Genomic DNA, 16,465 nt, shown 5'->3' with positions numbered 1-16,465 from the left:
GGCTGGGGAGCGGGTTACTGACTCCAACCCCCGCTCCGCAGCTGAACCTGACTCCGCTGTTCATTGTAGGAGCGGGCCCTGCCCGCGAATCGCGCGCAGGGCGCGCTCCTACAAAGGAAATGGGCAGCAACTGTCTTGCCGACTGCGCCGAGGTGCTTTTCGTAGGATGGGTTGAGCTTGCGATACCCATCGGACCCTGGCGATGGGTATCGCTTCGCTCAACCCATCCTACGGAAGCCGGGCCGCTTGTACGGTAAGCGGATCTTGCCCGCGAAATGCGCCGGAACCTCCAGCCCGCCCCTACGCCTTTCGGAGGTCCCCGCCAGCACCCAAGTAGCATGGGGCCGCGCCGGGCGCCTTCGTAGAATGCCCCCGTGGTCAACCGGCGTTGAGGCAGGCGTATGCAGGAAGGGCAGGGCGAAGGGGTAGTCAGGGGCATGTCCAGCGCCCGCGATGCGGAGGCGGTGGCCCAGGACCTGGCGCGCCAGTTGATCCACCCGCACCTGGGCTTCGTGCTGTTCTTCTGCTCCGCCGAGTACGACCTGCCGGCCCTGGCCGCCGCGCTGGAGCAGTACTTCGGCGGCATCGAGCTGGTCGGCTGCACCACCGCCGGCGAGATTACCCCCCAGGGCTACGGCCGCGGCTGCGTCAGCGCGGTGGGCTTCGACGTGCGCAGCTTCGCCGTGGCCAGCGCGCTGATCGACGAGATGGAACGCTTCAGCCTGATCGACGCGCAGCAGCTGGTGGAGGCCCTGGTGGCCGACTGCCGCAGCAGCGAGCTGGCGCCGATCAAGGACCACAGCTTCGCCCTGACCCTGCTCGACGGCCTGTCCAGCCGCGAGGAAGTGGTGCTGGCGGCGCTCAGTGCTGCGCTCGGCGCCATTCCGCATTTCGGCGGCTCGGCCGGCGACGACAACCACCTCACCCATACCCACGTCTACTACCAGGGCCAGTTCCACACCGGCGCGGCGGTGGTGCTGCTGTTCAACACCTGGCTCGACTTCGAGGTGTTCACCACCCACCACGTGGTGCCGCGCGGCGAGAAGCTGGTGGTGACCCGCGCCGACAGCGCCAGCCGCCGGGTGCTGGAGCTCAACGCCGAGCCCGCCGCCCTGGAATACGCCCGGCTGGTCGGCGTGGAGCCCCACGAACTGAGCTTCGAGCTGTTCTCCCGCCACCCGCTGGCGGTGCGCATCAAGGACCAGTACTACGTGCGCTCCATCCAGCAGGTGCACGACGACTTCAGTCTGACTTTCTACTGCGCGGTGGAGAACGGCATCGTCCTCACCGCCATGAGCACCGGGCCGCTGCTGCCCAACCTGCAGGCGCAGTTCGCGCGCCTGCACGAACGCCTCGGCCCGCCGCTGCTGACCATCGGCTGCGACTGCTTCCTGCGCCGCCTGGAGCTGGAAGTGGCGGGCGACAGCGCAGCCACCGCCGCTTTTCTCCGCCACCAGCAGGTGATCGGCTTCAACACCTACGGAGAGCAATTCAATGGCATGCACATCAACCAGACCTTCACCGGCGTCGCCATTGGCCGTCCCCGTGGCGGCGCCGGCTGAGCTGCTGGCGCGCATCGACGAACTCGAGCGCGACAAGCTCAAGCTGCAGCGCATCAACACCGCGCTGATCGAGCGCATCGAATCCAGCGCCTCGCGCGGCGACGGCGCCTACGGGGCCTTTCAGCACTCGGTGGTGCTGGCCGAGCAGGTGCGCGAGCGCACCGACGCCTTGAGCCAGGCCATGGCCGAGCTGAAGTCCAGCAACCAGCTGCTCAGCGACGCCCGCCTGCGCGCCGAGACCGCCCACCAGCACCTGCTGGACGCCATCGAAAGCATCTCCGACGCCTTCGTGCTGTTCGACCCGCAGCAGCGCATCGTGCTGTTCAACGAACGCTTCCGCGCGCTCTGGGCGCCCACCCGCGCGCGCCTGGGCGCCGGCACCCGGCTGGCCGAGGTGCGCCGCCTGGCGCAGAGCAGCGGGCTGATAGTCGAGGAACAGCGCAGCAACGACGACGAACACACCCTCTACCGCCTGCGCGACGACCGCTGGGTGCGCATGAGCGAGCGGCCGACCCGCGACGGCGGCCTGGTGGTGCTCTACACCGACATCACCGAGATCAAGCTCAGCGAGACCGCGCGCCGCGAGCAGGCGGTGGCGCAGAAGTCGCACCTGCTGCAGCGCGCCGTGGACAACCTGTCCCAGGGCGTGGCCATGGTTGGCGCCGAGGGCGCGCTGGAGCTGTGGAACCGGCGCTTCCTGGAGCTCTGCGGGCTGGCGCCGATCGGTGCGCACCGGCCCTTCGCCGACGTCATGGGCGAGAGCGGCCTGCCGCTGCTCACCCCGCGCAGCCGCGGCGACGACGGCGCGCCCCTGGCGGCCCTGGAGCAGCGCCTGTTCGACGGCCGCATGCTGGAAATCCGCACCCACGCGCTGCCCACCGGCGGCTTCGTCAACACCTTCACCGACATCACCGAGCGCTACCGCCACGCCGAGGCGCTGCGCGAGAGCGAACGCTGGATCCGCCTGATCACCGACCAGGTGCCGGCGCTGATCGCCTACCTCAACGCCGACCTGGTCTACGAGTTCACCAACAAGGTCTACGAGCAGTGGTACCGCTGGCCCAGCGGCGCGATGCTCGGACGCAACCTGCGCGAGGTGCACGGCGCCGAGCACTGCCGGCGCCTGGAGCCGTACTTCGAGCGGGCGCTGTCGGGCGAGAGCGTGACCTTCGAGATCGCCGAGACCAACCTGGCCGGGCAGGAGCGCTACATGCAGCGCTCCTACGTGCCCAACCGCCAGGCCGACGGCCAGGTCGCCGGGCTGTTCGTGCTGATCCGCGACATCACCGAGCGCCGGCGCACCGCCGAGGCCTTGCACCAGGCCTACCAGAACCTGGAGCAGCGGGTGCGCGAGCGCACCGCCGAGCTGACCAGCCTGAACGACCAGCTCAAGCGCGAGATCGACGAGCGCAGCCAGGTGCAGGCGCGCCTGCGCGAGGCCAAGCGCGAGGCCGAGCAGGCCAACCTGTCGAAGACCAAGTTCCTCGCCGCGGTCAGCCACGACCTGCTGCAGCCGCTGAACGCCGCACGGCTGTTCACCAGCGCCCTGCAGGAGCGCGGCGAGGGTGATGGCCTGGTGCGCAACATCAGCCACTCGCTGGAAGACGTGGAGAACCTGCTGGGCACCCTGGTGGACATCTCCAAGCTCGACGCCGGGGTGATCAAGCCGGACATCGCGCCCTTCGAGGTCGGTGAGCTGCTCGGCAACCTCGCCGCCGAATACCGCCAGATCGCCGCCAGCGAAGGCCTGCGCCTGGACTACGTGGCCTGCGACGCCCAGGTGCGCAGCGACCTGCAGCTGCTCGCGCGGATCCTGCGCAACCTGCTGTCCAACGCCATCCGCTACACGCCCAGCGGCCGCGTGCTGCTGGGCTGCCGGCGGCGCCGGCAGAGCCTGTGGATCGAGGTCTGGGACACCGGCATGGGCATCCCGGCGGACAAGCTCGGCGAGATTTTCCAGGAGTTCAAGCGCGGCGACACCCAGCGCTCCCACCAGGACCGCGGCCTGGGCCTGGGGCTGGCGATCGTCGAGAAGATCGCGCGCATGCTCGGCCACCGCATCCAGGTCGGCTCGGTGCCCGGCAAGGGCTCGCGCTTCGCCATCGAGGTTCCGCTGGCGCGCGGTGCGGTGCGCGCCCGCCCGGAGCCGGCGCAGCAGGCCGAACACCTGGTGGAACGCCTGCGCGGCTCGCGGGTGTGGGTGCTGGACAACGACGCGGCCATCTGCGCCGGCATGCGCACCCTGCTGGAAGCCTGGGGCTGCCGGGTGGTCACGGCGCTATCGGAAGAAGACCTGGCGCGCCAGGTGGACAACTTCCACGCCGAGGCCGACCTGCTGATAGCCGACTACCACCTGGACGACGGCTGCAACGGGGTGGACGCCGTGGCCTCGATCAACGCCCGCCGCGGCACGCCGCTGCCGGCGCTGATGATCACGGCCAACTACAGCAACGAACTCAAGCAGCAGGTGCGGGAGCTGGGGCATACGCTGATGCACAAGCCGGTGAGGCCGATGAAGCTGAAGACGGCGTTGTGTCATTTGATGGATCGCACCGGTTGAAGCTGGCGCCGTACCTGTAGGAGCGGGCCCTGCCCGCGATTTTCGCGCGCAGTCGTGGTGATGGGTATCGCTCCGCTCAACACCATCCTACGACACGGCTTTTCCTGCGCCTTGTAAGAGCGGATTTATCCGCAATTCACCCTGGTCCGAACCTGATGCACATCGCGGACGGAGTCCGCTCCTACAGGGAGAACACCGGAAACTATCTTGCCGGCTGCGCCGATGCGCTTTTCGTAGGATGGGTTGAGCTTGCGAAACCCATGCGGTTGCGATGACGGGTATGTGGTGATCAGATCGGCAACTCGGTGTGGCCGGCGAGCGCCGAAATCACACTGCACGCCGAACGGTCCCCTCTCCCTCTGGGAGAGGGTTAGGGTGAGGGAGCGGAGTCACCGGCAAAGAAAAGCCAGCCAGTGCTCAAGCCCGCTGGGCAGCCGGCACACGCACCTTGGCCCGCAGTATCAGCGCAATCCCCCCCAACACCGCACAAGACACCAGCACCAACCGCAAGCTGATGTGCTCCCCCAGCACCAGCGCCCCGGACAACGCCGCCAGCACCGGCACACTCAACTGCACCGACGCCGCCTGGATCGCCGACAGCCCCGGCAGCGCCGCGTACCAGATGGCATAGCCAATCCCCGAAGCCAGCGCCCCGGACAGCACCGCGTAGACCACTCCCGGCACATCTCCCCGCAACTGGCCATGGAACACCAGGGCCAGCACGGCAGCGAAGGCAATACCACGAACGAAGTTACCCGTCGTCACCGCCAGCGGATCACCCGCATTACGCCCCAGCAGCGAATACAGCCCCCAGGCCACGCCGGACAGCAGCATCAGCAGCGCCCCAGTCAGCGGCGGGGCGCCGGCGCCGGGTAGCAGTTGCACCAGCAGCCCGCCCAGGGCCAGGGCGAAGCCCAGCAGGGCCTGGCCGGCCAGGCGTTCGCCGCGCAGCAGGCCGACCACCAGCATGGTCACCTGCACCGCGCCGAACAGCAGCAGCGCGCCTGTGCCGGCGTCCAGCTGCACGTAGGCGTAGGAGAAGGCCGCGGCGTAGACGAACAGCGCCGCCGCCGCGCGCCAGTTGCCCTTGGCTTGGCTGGCCCGGCCGCGCAGGCGCAGCAGCAGGCCGAGCATCAGCGCGCCGGAGAGGATGCGGATGCCGGTGAAACTCACCGCGTCCAGTTGGGTGGCCTTCAGGGCCAGGCGGCAGAGCAGGGAATTGCCGGCGAAGGCCAGCATGGCGACGGCGGTCAGGAACAGGGTGCGTGAAGCGGGCATGGACTCTCCCTAGCGGCGCAGGTAGGCGGCGAAGTCGATGTCGCCGGCGCTGAGAATGGCCTGCACGCGGTTGTGCACCTTGAGCTTGCGCAGGATCGCCGAGACGTGGGCCTTCACCGTGGTCTCGGCGATCTCCAGGTTGTAGGCGATCTGCTTGTTCGACTCGCCCTTGGTCATGCGTTCGAGCACCAGCAGTTGCTTGCGCGTCAGCGCCTGCAGCAGCTCCGGCGGGATGCCGTGCTCCTCGTGGCCGCTGCGCCGCGGCGAGGCCTTCTGCGTGCGGATGATGTCCGAGGGCAGGTAGACGTTGCCGTTGAGGATCTGCTCGATGGCCTCGGTCATCTGCGCCCGCGGCGAGGACTTGGTGATGAAGCCCACCGCGCCGTAGGTGATGGCCTGCAGCACCACCTGCTTGTCCTGCTCGGCCGAGACGATCACCACCGGGATGGTCGGCGCCTCGTTGCGCAGGTTCATCAGGCCGCTCAGGCCGTGCATGCCGGGCATGTTCAGGTCGAGCAGGATCAGGTCCAGGTCGTCGTGCTCCTGGGTCAGGCCCAGGGCGCTGTCGAGGTCGGCGGTCTCCATCACCTCGCTGCCGGGGAAGCCGTCGGCGATGACGTTGTGGATGGCCTCGCGGAACAGCGGGTGATCGTCGGCGATCAGGATCTTGTACATGGCCTACACCTCGTTGTTGTCGTTATGGGCGGCGGCTAGCCGTTGCCGGGTGTGCTCAGGGGAAAGGGTGCGGCTGGGCGTCCTGCAGGGGCAGGCCGGCCTGTTCCCAGGCGTCTATTCCGTCACGGTACCAGTAGAGCCTGGAATAGCCCAGCGCATGGGCGCGCCGGACCGCGTTCCAGCTGGCCCAGCAGTCCGAGCGGCAGTAGAACACCAGCGGGCGCATCGGGTCGCCCTCGCTCAGCTGCCGCAGGTTCTCGCGGAAGTAGGCCTGCCAGGGCGCGCTCAGCAAGCCGTCGCCGGTGTTGGCCAGCCACAGGCTGCCGGGCAGGTTGCGGTGCGGCTCGTTGGCCACGAACTGGCCGTTGAGCCAGGTACGGCGATACACGTCCACCAGGCGCGTGCGCGGCTCGCGCTTGAGCAGCGCCTGCAGGGCGTCGGTGTCCAGGGTGGTGGCGTGGTCGGCGCTGGCCGGGGTCGGGCTGCGGTACTGGCTGGTGCGGTAGCCGTCGCTGGAGAACAGCGCTTCGTCCGCATGGGCCAGCGGCAGGCCCAGCAGCGCGCAGAGCAGGGCAGGGGCTAGGCGGGGCATGGTGGCATCTCGATATTTATTCTTCTGCCCGCCATTACATGCCAGGGGCGCTGCTTTGGAAATTCGACGTCCGGAGGGTTGATCCAGTACCAAAGTAGGAGATTTCAGCCCTTGCGCAGCGCCGCGTGCTGCGGGTTGAAGGTGAGCAGCGCAAGGCCGGCGAACAGCAGCGTCAGCCCCAGGCACACCGCCAGCGCCAGCGGGTTGAAGCGCTGGTACAGGGCGAAGCGCACCAGCTCCACGGCGTGGCTGAAGGGGTTGAGCGCGCACAGCCAGTACAGCCCCACGCTGGCCTCGCGCATCTTCCACAGTGGGTACAGCGCCGAGGACAGGAAGAACAGCGGGAAGATCACGAAGTTCATCACCCCGGCGAAGTTCTCCAGCTGGCGGATGGCGTTCGACAGCAGCAGGCCCAGGGCGCTCAGCAGCAACGCCGCCAGCAGCAGCGCCGGCAGCGCCGCGAGCAGCCCCCAGGCCGGCGGCTGCACGCCGTAGAGCCAGGCGATGGCGAGGAAGGCGTATACCTGCAGCAGCGACACCAGCGCCGTGGCCAGCAGCTTGCCGGCCAGCAGGAAGGCGCGCGGCAGCGGGCTGGTGAGCAGCACGCGCATGCTGCCCATCTCGCGGTCGTAGACCATCGACAGCGAGCCCTGCATGCCGTTGAACAGCAGGATCATGCAGCACAGCCCGGGGACGATGTAGGTCTCGTAGGTCACGTAGGTGTCGTAGGGCTCGATGATCGAGATGCCCAGCGCGGCGCGAAAGCCGGCGGCGAACACCAGCAGCCACAGCAGCGGGCGCACCAGGGCGCTGAGGAAGCGCGAGCGCTGCAGCACGAAGCGCAGCCACTCGCGCACCACGATGCCGCGCAGGCACTGCCAGTAGGCGGCCGGGCCGAAGCCGAGGGTGTCGTAGTTCATGCGCAGGCTTCCAGGCGGGTGAGGCGGGCGAAGGCGCGGGGCAGGTCGCCATCGTCGGCGGCGCTGACCTGGGCCGCCTCGCCCTGGGCCACCAGGCGGCCGCGGTCGAGCACCAGCAACTGGTCGTCGCCGCGCACTTCGTCCAGCAAATGGGTGGTCCACAGCACCGCCAGGCCCTCGTCGCGGCACAGCTGGCGCACGTGTTCGTTCAGCGCCTGGCGCGCCGCCGGGTCCAGCCCCACGCTGGCCTCGTCGAGCAGCAGCAGGCGCGGGCGGTGCAGCAATGCGCGGGCGATCTCCACGCGGCGGCGGTGGCCGCCGTTCAAGGTGCGCACCTTGTCGCGGCGGCGCTCCTGCAACTGCTGGCGGGCCAGTTCCTGCTCGATGCGGTCGGCCGCCAGGGCCCGCGGCAGGCCGTGCAGGGCGGCGTGGTAGCGCAGGTTCTGCTCCACGCTCAGGTCCAGGTCCAGGGTGCTCTGCTGGAACACCACGCCCAGCTGGCGCAGGGCCAGGCGCGGCTGGCGGGCCAGGCTGCAGCCGCACACCTCGATCTCGCCCTGTTGCAGGTCGTACAGGCGCGTGAGCAGGGCGATCAGCGTGGACTTGCCGGCGCCGTTGGGCCCCAGCAGGGCGGTGAATCGCCCGGCCGGCAGGGTGAAGTCGATGCCGTCCAGCGCCTTGCGCGCGCCGTAGGCGAAGCCCAGGCCCGCCACCCGCAGGGCGTTCATGGCGTCACCACCACGCCCCAGGGGTAGCGCCCGACCTTGATCGAGCGGGTCACCTTGAGGTCCTTCACGTCGATCACCGAGACGTCGCCGCTGACGCCGTTGGTGGCCAGCAGCAGGCTCTCGTCCGGGTTGAACGCCAGGTGCCACACGCGGCGGCCCACCAGCAGGTAGTCGAGCACCTCGAAGGTCTTCGCATCCACCACCGCAATGTGGTTGGCCGGGCCCAGGGCGACGAAGGCGTACTTGCCGTCGCTGCTCAGCTTCACCCCCACGGGCTGGATCTTGTCCGGGTGCACGCCCTTGATGGCGAAGCGCAGGCTCTTGAGGATCTTGCGGCTGGCCACGTCCACCACGCTGACGCTGCCGCCGATCTCCGCCGACACCCAGACCTGGCTGCCGTCCTTGTTGAACTCCGCGTGGCGCGGGCGCTGGTCCACCAGGGTGCTGTCCACCAGCTTCTGCGTGGCGGTGTCGATCCAGTGCAGCATGTTGGTGGTCTCGCTGGTGTTCACCGCCCACTTGCCGTCCGGGCTCACCGCCATGCCCTCGGGCTCCACGCCCACGTCGATCTGGCCGAGCACCTGGGCGGTCTGGGTGTCGACCACCGTCACCAGCGCGTCGTCCTCGTTGGAGACGTACAGCCAGCGGTCGTTGGGGTGCAGGGCGAACTGCTCGGGGTCGGCGCCGGAGGGCAGCTGCTTGACGATCTTGCCGCTGGCCAGGTCCATCACCTGCACGGTGTCGGAGTCGCTGGCGCAGATGTACAGCAGCTTATTGTCGTGGGACAGCGCCAGGCCGCGGGGGCGCTTGCCGGTCTCCAGGGTGCCGGTGACGGTCATGCTGTCCAGGTCGATGACGCTGATGTTGTTGTCCTTCTCGTTGGACACGTAGGCCTTGGCGGCGAAGGCCGGCGGCGCCAGGCACAGGGCGGCGGCCAGCAGGGAAGGGGCCAGGGTGGCTGGGAAAATGGCGGCGCGGAACATGGCGTATCTCCAGGTCAGGGCTTGGCGTCGGCGAGGCGGCAACGGCTTTCCGGGGCATCCAGGCCGAGGCTGTCGAGTTCGCTTGCGGGGTGCAGGAAGCCTTCCTGCGGCGAGGTGCTGACCAGCGCGCGCGGCTGCACCAGGGGAATGGGTTGGCGCAGCTGGCCGTCCCAGGGACGGTAGCTGAGCTTGTAGCCCTTGAAGCCATCCAGCGGCAGGTCCGGCGACAGCGCCAGGGCGCGGATGGCCTGCGGCTCGGCGTTGCGCAGGCGCGTCATGGCGCTGGCCACGCTGCGCACGGCGACCCAGGCGGCGAAGTCGCGGTCGTTCATCCAGCGCTTGGCCTGGGCTTCGAAGCGCTTCTGCAGCTGCGCGGCGCCGAAGGTTTCCACGGTCTTGTGCCAGCCCGTGGCGACCAGGCCCTGGGTGCCGGCCACCGGGCGCGGCAGCCAGGTGTTGTAGGGCACGTACTCGCCGAAGTCGCCGTGCTCGTCGGCCACCAGCACCACGTCGTAGTCGTCGCCGGCCTGGGTGAACAGCGGCATGTCGGCCTGGGCGCTGCGGCGCTGGTCGTTGGCGAAGGTGAAGGCCTTCTCCTCGACTATCTTGGCCCCGAAGCGCTTGGCCGAGCGGCGCAGGGCGGCGGCGTAGGCCTGGTCCTCGGGACGCTGGCCGATGATCAACAGCCAGTGCGTCCACTTGCGCAGCACCAGGAGCTGGGTGAGGGCGTCGGTCAGCATCAGCCGGCTGGGCAGGGTGTGCAGCACGTTGGCCGGGCACTGGTCGGCGCGCAGCTCGTCGTCGGCGGCGCCGGCGTTGAACAGCAGGCTGTCCGGCAGCGCGGCGGCCAGTTGGCGCAGGCTCTCGGCCGGGGCGTTGACCACGAACAGGCGCAGGCCGTCGTCGTGCAGCTTGCGCGCCTCGGCCAGCAGTTGCTGGGCATCGGCGCTGGTGGCGCTGACCAGGCTGTAGCGCTGCTTGAGGAAGCGCCCGGTGGTGTTGCTGTCGTCGATGGCCAGCTCGGCGCCGCGCAGGCCGGCGTCGGTGGGTTCAGGGATGATATTGGACAGCAGCGGGCCGGGGTCGGGCGTGTAGCCGAGGTAGGCGATGCGCACCTGCAGCTCGGCCGGGGCATCCTCGGCACGCGCGTTCAGGCAGAGCAGGGCAGCGCAGGCGACCGCCAGCAGGTAGGCCACGCCGTGCAGGGCGAACTGGCGCATGGGCGACTCCATTGTTGTTGTGTCGCCAGCATAGGAACGCGCCAGGGCCTGGGAAATATGCAGAAAGTACCGCCGGGGCAATACCAAGGTAGTAGATCGCCGCCGACGGCCGCGCCCTAGCATGGCCCTACAACAACAAAGACAACGGGAGCCGAGCCATGCGTATCGCCGTCACCCTGGTACTGCCCATCCTGCTGATCCTCAGCCTGCTGGGCTTCGATTTCATGTACAGCCTGCACACCCGCCCCGGCGTGCCCAGCGCCTGCGTCGCCGGCCAGCCCTGCCGCGTGGGGCCCTAGGGCGCGGCCATGTCGGCGCTGTGGCGGATCAACCTGCTGGTCGGGCTGTTCTTCGCCCTGGTCGCCGCGCTGTGCGTGGCCGTGCTGCTGCACCAGGGCGACGAGGACGTGCGCCGCGAACTGGACGCCGCCCGCGCCGTGGTGGAATACCTGCGCGAGGCGGCGCTGCGCGACCCGGCCAGCCTCGACCAGAGCCTCACCGGCGGCCTGCGCCACGTGCGCGTGCACTGGCTCGACCAGCCGCCGCCGGCGCCGCGCGGCTGGCTCGACGAATGGCTGGCGGCGCGCCTGTACCCGGACGTCTACCACGCCGCGCCGCTGCAACTGGCAGACGGCCGCCGCGTGCAACTGAGCGTGGACCCGCGCGACGAAATCGACGAAGTCCGCGACTCCCTGGTGCAACTGCTGGCGCTGTTCGGCGTGGCCCTGGCGGTCAGCCTGCTGGCGATCCGCTGGGCGGTGCGCGGCGGGCTGCGGGTGGTGGAACAACTGCAGGCCGCGTTCGGCGAAATCGCCCAGGGCCGCCTGCAGGTGCGCCTGCCCGGCCATTCGCTGCCCGAAGCGCAACGCCTGGCCGGGCGCTTCAACGGCATGGCCGAGGCCCTGGAACGCGCCTGCCAGGAAAACGCCGAACTGACCCGCTCGCTGCTCGCCGTGCAGGAGCGCGAGCGTCAGGAACTGGCCCAGGCCCTGCACGACGACATCGGCCAATACCTGGCCGGCATCCGCGCGCAACTCTTCCTGCTGCACAGCCTGCACGACCAACCCGCCGCGCAGCCCACCCTGGAACGCATGGACCAGCACTGCCGCGGCCTGAACGACAGCTTCCGCGCGCTGATCCGCGACCTCTACCCGGTGGTGCTGGAGCACCTGGCGCTGGACGAAGCGGTGCGCGCCTACGTCGAGGACTGGCAGGCCAGCCAGGGCATCGCCTGCACCCTGCGCCTGCCCGACAGCCTGCCGCCCCTGGGCGACGCGGCCAAGGCGCACCTGTACCGCCTGCTGCAAGAGGCGCTGACCAACGTCGCCCGCCACGCCGGCGCCACCCGCGTGTGGGTGCGCCTGCAAACCCGCGGCGGCCACCTGTACCTGGCCGTGCGCGACGACGGCCGCGGCAGCGACGGCCCGCCGCGCGCCGGCATCGGCCTGCGCTCCATGCGCGAGCGCGCCCGCTGCCTGGGCGGCGAACTGCAACTGCGCAGCCAGCCCGGCCTGGGCCTGGCGCTGCGCCTGCGGGTGCCGCTGCCAGTGGCGGCATGAGAGGAGAGAAAGCGATGAAAATCCTGCTGGTGGACGACCATTTCGTGGTGCGCGAAGGCATAGCCGCCCTGCTGCGCGGCCTGCTGCCGGAAGCGGACGTGGTGGAAGCGGGCGACGGCGAGGAAGCGCTGCAGGCGGTGCAACGCGAGATTCCCGCGCTGGTCATCCTCGACATCGGCCTGCCCGGCATCAGCGGCCTGGAAGTCACCCGCCGCCTGCGCCAGCGCTTGCCGCAGCTGCGCGTGCTGTTCTTCAGCATGCACGACGAACTGCCCCTGGTGCGCCAGGCCCTGGACGCCGGCGCCGCCGGCTACGTGACCAAGGGCGCGGCCCCGGCGGTGCTGCTCGAAGCGGTGCGCCGCGTACTGGCCGGCCAGCTCTACATCGAACAACCCCTGGCCACCCGCCTGGCCTGCCAGCCCAGGGGCCTGGAAGAGGGCGACCCGCGCCTGCACGGCCTGACCCGCCGCGAATTCGAAATCTTCGTCATGCTCGCCCGCGGCCTGCCGGCAAGGCAGGTGGCCGAACACCTGTGCGTGAGCGCCAAGACGGTGTCCAACCATGTGACGCTGCTGAAGCAGAAGCTGCAGGTGAGTTCCCACGCGGAGCTGGTGCACCTGGCGATCGATAGCGGGGTGCTGCGTGTGAGCGGCGAGGCGCTGGCGGGGTAGGGGTTGGGCTTTTCTGCGATTCGCGCGCAGGGGAATGGTGTGGGTGGCGCAGCGTAGGAGCGGATCTCATCCGCGATCCGCTCTGATACGTCTGGCTATCGCGGACAAGGTCCGCTCCTACAACCGTGCCTCCCTGTTGCCGTAGGAGCGGCTTTCTTGCAGGCCGCGCCGGGGTGCTCTTCGTAGGAGCGAGCTTGCTCGCGAACAGACCCCGCTGCGGGGTTCATTCGCGAGCAAGCTCGCTCCTACGAGAAGCCGTGCCCGCAGACTTCGTCCGCGATCCGCGGCCACGCCCCCTGCAACGGTCGCCCTCAAGGCTCGAAAGTCACCGGCCGCAGCGGTGCGGTATTCACCTTCAACTCGAACACATCCGGCCGCGCGTAGTGGCCGCAGGCATCGAAATCGAGGTTGCCCTTGCTCAGCTGGGCCATGTCGAGGTCGGCGTAGAGTTCGGTCTCGCAGTCGAACACCGGGCCGGCCAGCACTTCGCCCTGCGGGCTGACGATCATGCTGCCGCCGCGCATCACGTACTCGTCCTCCTGGAAGTCCAGGCCGAACGCCTCGCGGTGCTGCTGCGGGTACTCGCCCAGGCGGATCGCCTGGCAGGCTGAGAGCACGAACACCCGGCCTTCCAGGGCGATATGCACCATCGAGCTGGCCCAGGACGGGCGGTCATCCGCGGTGGGCGCGCAATACAGCTGCACGCCCTGGGCGTACATGGCCTGGCGCAGCGCCGGCATGTAGTTCTCCCAGCAGATCACGCTGCCCAGCACGCCGAACTCGGTGTCCACCGGCTCGATGGTGGAACCGTCGCCAAAGCCCCAGATCAGCCGTTCCTGCCCGGTGGGCATCAGCTTGCGGTGGTAGCCGGCGATGCCGCGCCCCGGCGTCAATGTCACGGCGGTGCAATACAAGGTGCGGCCGAAACGCTCGATGATGCCCACCACCACGGTCACCCCGGTCTGCTCCACGCACTCGGCGAGCACCGCCAGTTCCGGGCCGTCCAGCGCCACGGCGCCCTCGACGTAGCGCTGGTACAGCTCGCGCCCCGCGGCGCTGCGGTTGCCCACCACGCTGCCGAAAGCCACTCCCTTGGGGTAGCCGCCGATGAAGGCCTCGGGGAACACCGCCAGCTTCGCGCCCTGTTCCGCCACGCGGCGGAGGATGCCGCAGGCCTTCTCGACGCTGGCCATCGGCTCGTAGGGAACGGAGGCGGCCTGGATGATTGCTACACGGGTCATTGGGGGCTCCTGACTGTCTGTTGAAAGGCTTAGAAACGGCTGATGTCGTTGTCGCGGGTTTCCGGCAGGGTCTTCCACAGCACCACCAGACACACCAGGGAGACCGCCGCCAGATAGGCCGCGGGCAGGTTCGCGTCGCCGGTCTGGCGAATCAGCGCGGCGGCGATGAAGGGCCCAGGCCCGGCGAGGATCGCCAGCGCCAGGTTGTGGCCCAGGGCCGCGCCGGTGGAGCGGATCGAGGCCGGGAAGACTTCCACCAGCAGCACCACGTCCATCACCGCGGTGATCGCCACCAGCACGCCCATCACGATCAGCCCGGCGAGAATCGCCAGTGGGTTGCCGCTGTTGAGCAGCAGGAAGATCGGATAGGCCAGCAGCGTCAGCGCGGCGGCAGCGCCCAGCAGCAGCTTGCGCCGGCCGATGCGGTCGCTGAGTTGGCCGATCAGCGGGTTGACGATCACATAGACCACCAGTGCCGCGCTGCACAGCCACAGCGCGCTGCTGCGCGGCAGGCCGACGGTGGAGACCAGGTGGTTGTTGGCGTAGGTGATGAAGTAGTAGAGCGAGACGCCGAACAGCGCGGAGAAGGCGAAGGTGGTGACGAAGGCGCGGAGGCGCACGGCGCGGCTCGGGGCTTGTGCCTTGTGCGAGTCGCGCTGGCGGACCATCTCCTCGTAAACCGGGGTGTCGCCCAGCTTGCGGCGGATGAACACGGCGATGCCGGTCATCACGATGGACGCCACGAACGGCAGGCGCCAGCCCCAGGCCGCCAACTGCTGGTCGTCCAGCGCCGAGGCGATGCTCGCGGCGGTGAAGGTGCCGAACAGGAAGGCCAGCCCCGCCGTGCCGGTGATCACGCTGGCGGCGGTGGCGCGGCGGTTGGACGGGGCGCTCTCGACGATGTAGATGCCGGCGCTGGACCACTCGCCGTCGACCATCATGCCCTGGATGAAACGCATGGCGATGAGCAGGATGGGCGCGGCGATGCCGATCACCTCGTAGGAGGGCAGCAGGCCTATGATGGTGGTGCACACGCCCATGCCGAACACGGTGATGATCAGCACCGCGCGGCGGCCGAAGCGGTCGCCGATGGGCCCGAGGATCAACGCGCCGAAAGGCCTGGAGAGGAAGCCGACGGCGAACACCGCCAGCGACGAGAGCAGCGACACGCCCGGTGCGCTGGAGGGGAAGAACAGCATGCCGATCACCGCGGCGAAGTAGCCGTAGATGGCGAAGTCGAACCATTCCATGAAATTGCCGATGCCGACCGCGATGGCCCGCTTGCGGATATCCGACTGCCCGCCCTTGGTCCGGATGCCGCCTGCACCCATGCTTTGCTCAATCGCGTCCACAGAATTCTCCAGCGCTTGTTATGTTGTTGTGGACGCCAGACTAGGAATCTCCTCGGGCACGGGGCAAACGATTAGCAAATATGAGCCGGATTAACGTACGTAATATCTCGCGGATCGACCTCAACCTTCTGCTCACCTTCCACTGCCTGATGACCGAGCGCAGCGCCACCCGCGCCTCGGCGATGCTGCACGTGACCCAGGGCGCGGTGAGCGCGGCGCTGCGCCGGCTGCGCGAGCACTTCGGCGACGAACTGTTCATCCGCACCGCCTCCGGCATGCAGCCCACGCGCAAGGCCATGGAACTGGCGCCGAAGATCGCCGAGGCGCTGACTTCCATCTCCGGCGTGCTGGGCGCCGAGCCGGAGTTCTCCCCGCGCGATTCCAGCTACCTGTTCAACATCGGCCTGTCCGACGACATCGAGTCCTATCTCGCCCCGCGCATCGTCAACGCGGTAGCGGAGCAGGGCCTGGGCGTGACTTTCGCCTTCCACCAGAGCAACAGCTCGCTGTGGAAGCAGTCGCTGCAGGACCCGGACATGGACCTGGTGATCTGCAGCGAGCCGAAGGACTTCAACACCAGCTACTCGTCCCAGGTGCTGTTCTCCTCCTCGTACTCCTGCCTGTTCCGCCCGCGCGCCGGCGCGGCGGACGCACCCATCGGCCTGGAGGAGTACTTCGCCGCCGACCACGTGCGCATCTCCTACGACGGCCGCCGCGGCTTCATCGACGACATGTTCGAGTCCGCCGGCCACGCCCGCCGCGTCATCGCCTCCTTCACCCACTTCAGCGGCGCCTTGACCACGCTGACGAGCAGCGAAGCCATCGCCACGCTCCCGACCTTCGCCGCCGAGAGCTACGCGGCCATGACCCAGCTGCGCGTAAGCCCGGCGCCGCTGCCGGTGCCGTCCTTCCGCTGCTTCATGGTCTGGGACATCGCCAAGCACAGCAAACCGCACCACGAATGGCTGCGCCAGTTCATCGGCGAACTGGCGCAGAAGCTCGGCTAGCCGCGAGAGGGCCGTCCATTCGGCATCAACCTGTAGCGGGCCCTGCCCGCGATATCGCGCGCAGGGCGCGCTCCTACGAAGAGCGCCCCGGCGCGGCCGGCACTATGGCACCAGGGA

Annotated in this window: 15 protein-coding genes; 6 read left to right on the top strand and 9 right to left on the bottom strand. The window is 69.0% G+C overall.

Translation table 11 applies throughout. The features are described 5' to 3' along the window. Window positions 1-401: 401 nt before the first annotated feature. Together nosP and nahK are read left to right on the top strand one after the other, a co-directional pair. Window positions 402-1,562, top strand: a complete 1,161-nt coding sequence (gene nosP, locus BM060_RS24775; RefSeq protein WP_043316467.1) for a nitric oxide-sensing protein NosP — start codon at window positions 402-404, stop codon at window positions 1,560-1,562. Then, entirely contained in the window at window positions 1,495-4,122 is a 2,628-nt protein-coding gene (gene nahK, locus BM060_RS24770) for a hybrid sensor histidine kinase/response regulator NahK/ErcS' (RefSeq protein WP_083426841.1), read from the top strand. The genes nosP and nahK overlap by 68 nt, the downstream gene beginning before the upstream one ends. Before the next feature lie 417 nt (window positions 4,123-4,539). On the opposite strand, the gene BM060_RS24765 is transcribed toward nahK, so the two are convergent. From BM060_RS24765 to BM060_RS24735, 7 genes are all read right to left on the bottom strand, one after another. After that, window positions 4,540-5,400 carry a DMT family transporter gene (locus BM060_RS24765; protein ID WP_074984037.1) on the bottom strand — a complete coding sequence of 287 codons (861 nt, stop codon included), beginning with the start codon at window positions 5,398-5,400 and terminating at the stop codon, window positions 4,540-4,542. A gap of 9 nt (window positions 5,401-5,409) precedes the next feature. Beyond that, a complete protein-coding gene (agmR, locus tag BM060_RS24760) occupies window positions 5,410-6,075 on the bottom strand; it encodes a response regulator AgmR (RefSeq protein WP_058070436.1) in 666 nt (221 codons plus the stop codon). A 55-nt stretch (window positions 6,076-6,130) separates the two neighbouring features. Next, window positions 6,131-6,667, bottom strand: coding sequence for a PQQ-dependent catabolism-associated CXXCW motif protein (locus tag BM060_RS24755; protein ID WP_074984034.1), 537 nt, complete (start codon window positions 6,665-6,667; stop codon window positions 6,131-6,133). A gap of 104 nt (window positions 6,668-6,771) precedes the next feature. Beyond that, window positions 6,772-7,587, bottom strand: coding sequence for an ABC transporter permease (locus tag BM060_RS24750; RefSeq protein ID WP_074984032.1), 816 nt, complete (start codon window positions 7,585-7,587; stop codon window positions 6,772-6,774). Next, window positions 7,584-8,315 carry an ABC transporter ATP-binding protein gene (locus BM060_RS24745; protein ID WP_074984029.1) on the bottom strand — a complete coding sequence of 244 codons (732 nt, stop codon included), beginning with the start codon at window positions 8,313-8,315 and terminating at the stop codon, window positions 7,584-7,586. The genes BM060_RS24750 and BM060_RS24745 overlap by 4 nt, the downstream gene beginning before the upstream one ends. Beyond that, complete coding sequence (locus BM060_RS24740; RefSeq protein ID WP_074984027.1) at window positions 8,312-9,298, bottom strand: YVTN family beta-propeller repeat protein; 987 nt, start codon at window positions 9,296-9,298, stop codon at window positions 8,312-8,314. Before BM060_RS24740 ends, BM060_RS24745 begins: the two co-directional genes overlap by 4 nt. A gap of 14 nt (window positions 9,299-9,312) precedes the next feature. Next, complete coding sequence (locus BM060_RS24735) at window positions 9,313-10,518, bottom strand: ABC transporter substrate-binding protein (protein ID WP_074984024.1); 1,206 nt, start codon at window positions 10,516-10,518, stop codon at window positions 9,313-9,315. A 158-nt stretch (window positions 10,519-10,676) separates the two neighbouring features. On the opposite strand from BM060_RS24735, the gene BM060_RS33045 reads away from it, so the two are divergent. Genes BM060_RS33045 through BM060_RS24725 form a run of 3 tightly spaced genes read left to right on the top strand, consistent with a single transcriptional unit; the run spans window position 10,677 to window position 12,748 of the window. Continuing rightward, window positions 10,677-10,817 (top strand): hypothetical protein, encoded by a 141-nt coding sequence (locus BM060_RS33045; RefSeq protein WP_009622964.1) that lies wholly within the window; start codon window positions 10,677-10,679, stop codon window positions 10,815-10,817. A gap of 9 nt (window positions 10,818-10,826) precedes the next feature. Continuing rightward, window positions 10,827-12,077 (top strand): sensor histidine kinase, encoded by a 1,251-nt coding sequence (locus BM060_RS24730; RefSeq protein WP_074984022.1) that lies wholly within the window; start codon window positions 10,827-10,829, stop codon window positions 12,075-12,077. A gap of 14 nt (window positions 12,078-12,091) precedes the next feature. Beyond that, the gene (locus BM060_RS24725) at window positions 12,092-12,748 is read left to right on the top strand and encodes a response regulator transcription factor (protein WP_061562022.1); all 657 of its coding nucleotides are present in this window, start codon (window positions 12,092-12,094) and stop codon (window positions 12,746-12,748) included. Between the two features lie 311 nt (window positions 12,749-13,059). Here BM060_RS24725 and BM060_RS24720 read toward each other — a convergent pair whose 3' ends face one another. Both BM060_RS24720 and BM060_RS24715 read right to left on the bottom strand, forming a co-directional pair. Beyond that, a complete protein-coding gene (locus BM060_RS24720) occupies window positions 13,060-13,989 on the bottom strand; it encodes a carbon-nitrogen hydrolase family protein (RefSeq protein ID WP_074984020.1) in 930 nt (309 codons plus the stop codon). Window positions 13,990-14,018: 29 nt separating this feature from the next. After that, the gene (locus BM060_RS24715; RefSeq protein ID WP_245323043.1) at window positions 14,019-15,320 is read right to left on the bottom strand and encodes an MFS transporter; all 1,302 of its coding nucleotides are present in this window, start codon (window positions 15,318-15,320) and stop codon (window positions 14,019-14,021) included. Between the two features lie 101 nt (window positions 15,321-15,421). On the opposite strand from BM060_RS24715, the gene BM060_RS24710 reads away from it, so the two are divergent. After that, window positions 15,422-16,348, top strand: a complete 927-nt coding sequence (locus BM060_RS24710) for a LysR family transcriptional regulator (protein WP_074984014.1) — start codon at window positions 15,422-15,424, stop codon at window positions 16,346-16,348. The last annotated feature ends 117 nt before the right edge of the window (window positions 16,349-16,465 follow it).

The organism is Pseudomonas citronellolis, assembly GCF_900112375.1.
Classification (GTDB): domain Bacteria; phylum Pseudomonadota; class Gammaproteobacteria; order Pseudomonadales; family Pseudomonadaceae; genus Pseudomonas; species Pseudomonas citronellolis.
The sequence above is the reverse complement of the archived record's forward strand: the minus strand, read 5'-3'. Positions and strand labels throughout refer to the sequence as shown.

Excerpts from the sequence above, each read along its gene's own strand:
- nosP (WP_043316467.1), top strand. The coding sequence starts at position 402 with ATGCAGGAAGGGCAGGGCGAAGGGGTAGTCAGGGGCATGTCCAGCGCC.
- nahK (WP_083426841.1), top strand. The coding sequence starts at position 1,495 with ATGGCATGCACATCAACCAGACCTTCACCGGCGTCGCCATTGGCCGTC.
- BM060_RS24765 (WP_074984037.1), bottom strand. The coding sequence starts at position 5,400 with ATGCCCGCTTCACGCACCCTGTTCCTGACCGCCGTCGCCATGCTGGCC.
- agmR (WP_058070436.1), bottom strand. The coding sequence starts at position 6,075 with ATGTACAAGATCCTGATCGCCGACGATCACCCGCTGTTCCGCGAGGCC.
- BM060_RS24755 (WP_074984034.1), bottom strand. The coding sequence starts at position 6,667 with ATGCCCCGCCTAGCCCCTGCCCTGCTCTGCGCGCTGCTGGGCCTGCCG.
- BM060_RS24750 (WP_074984032.1), bottom strand. The coding sequence starts at position 7,587 with ATGAACTACGACACCCTCGGCTTCGGCCCGGCCGCCTACTGGCAGTGC.
- BM060_RS24745 (WP_074984029.1), bottom strand. The coding sequence starts at position 8,315 with ATGAACGCCCTGCGGGTGGCGGGCCTGGGCTTCGCCTACGGCGCGCGC.
- BM060_RS24740 (WP_074984027.1), bottom strand. The coding sequence starts at position 9,298 with ATGTTCCGCGCCGCCATTTTCCCAGCCACCCTGGCCCCTTCCCTGCTG.
- BM060_RS24735 (WP_074984024.1), bottom strand. The coding sequence starts at position 10,518 with ATGCGCCAGTTCGCCCTGCACGGCGTGGCCTACCTGCTGGCGGTCGCC.
- BM060_RS33045 (WP_009622964.1), top strand. The coding sequence starts at position 10,677 with ATGCGTATCGCCGTCACCCTGGTACTGCCCATCCTGCTGATCCTCAGC.
- BM060_RS24730 (WP_074984022.1), top strand. The coding sequence starts at position 10,827 with ATGTCGGCGCTGTGGCGGATCAACCTGCTGGTCGGGCTGTTCTTCGCC.
- BM060_RS24725 (WP_061562022.1), top strand. The coding sequence starts at position 12,092 with ATGAAAATCCTGCTGGTGGACGACCATTTCGTGGTGCGCGAAGGCATA.
- BM060_RS24720 (WP_074984020.1), bottom strand. The coding sequence starts at position 13,989 with ATGACCCGTGTAGCAATCATCCAGGCCGCCTCCGTTCCCTACGAGCCG.
- BM060_RS24715 (WP_245323043.1), bottom strand. The coding sequence starts at position 15,320 with ATGGGTGCAGGCGGCATCCGGACCAAGGGCGGGCAGTCGGATATCCGC.
- BM060_RS24710 (WP_074984014.1), top strand. The coding sequence starts at position 15,422 with ATGAGCCGGATTAACGTACGTAATATCTCGCGGATCGACCTCAACCTT.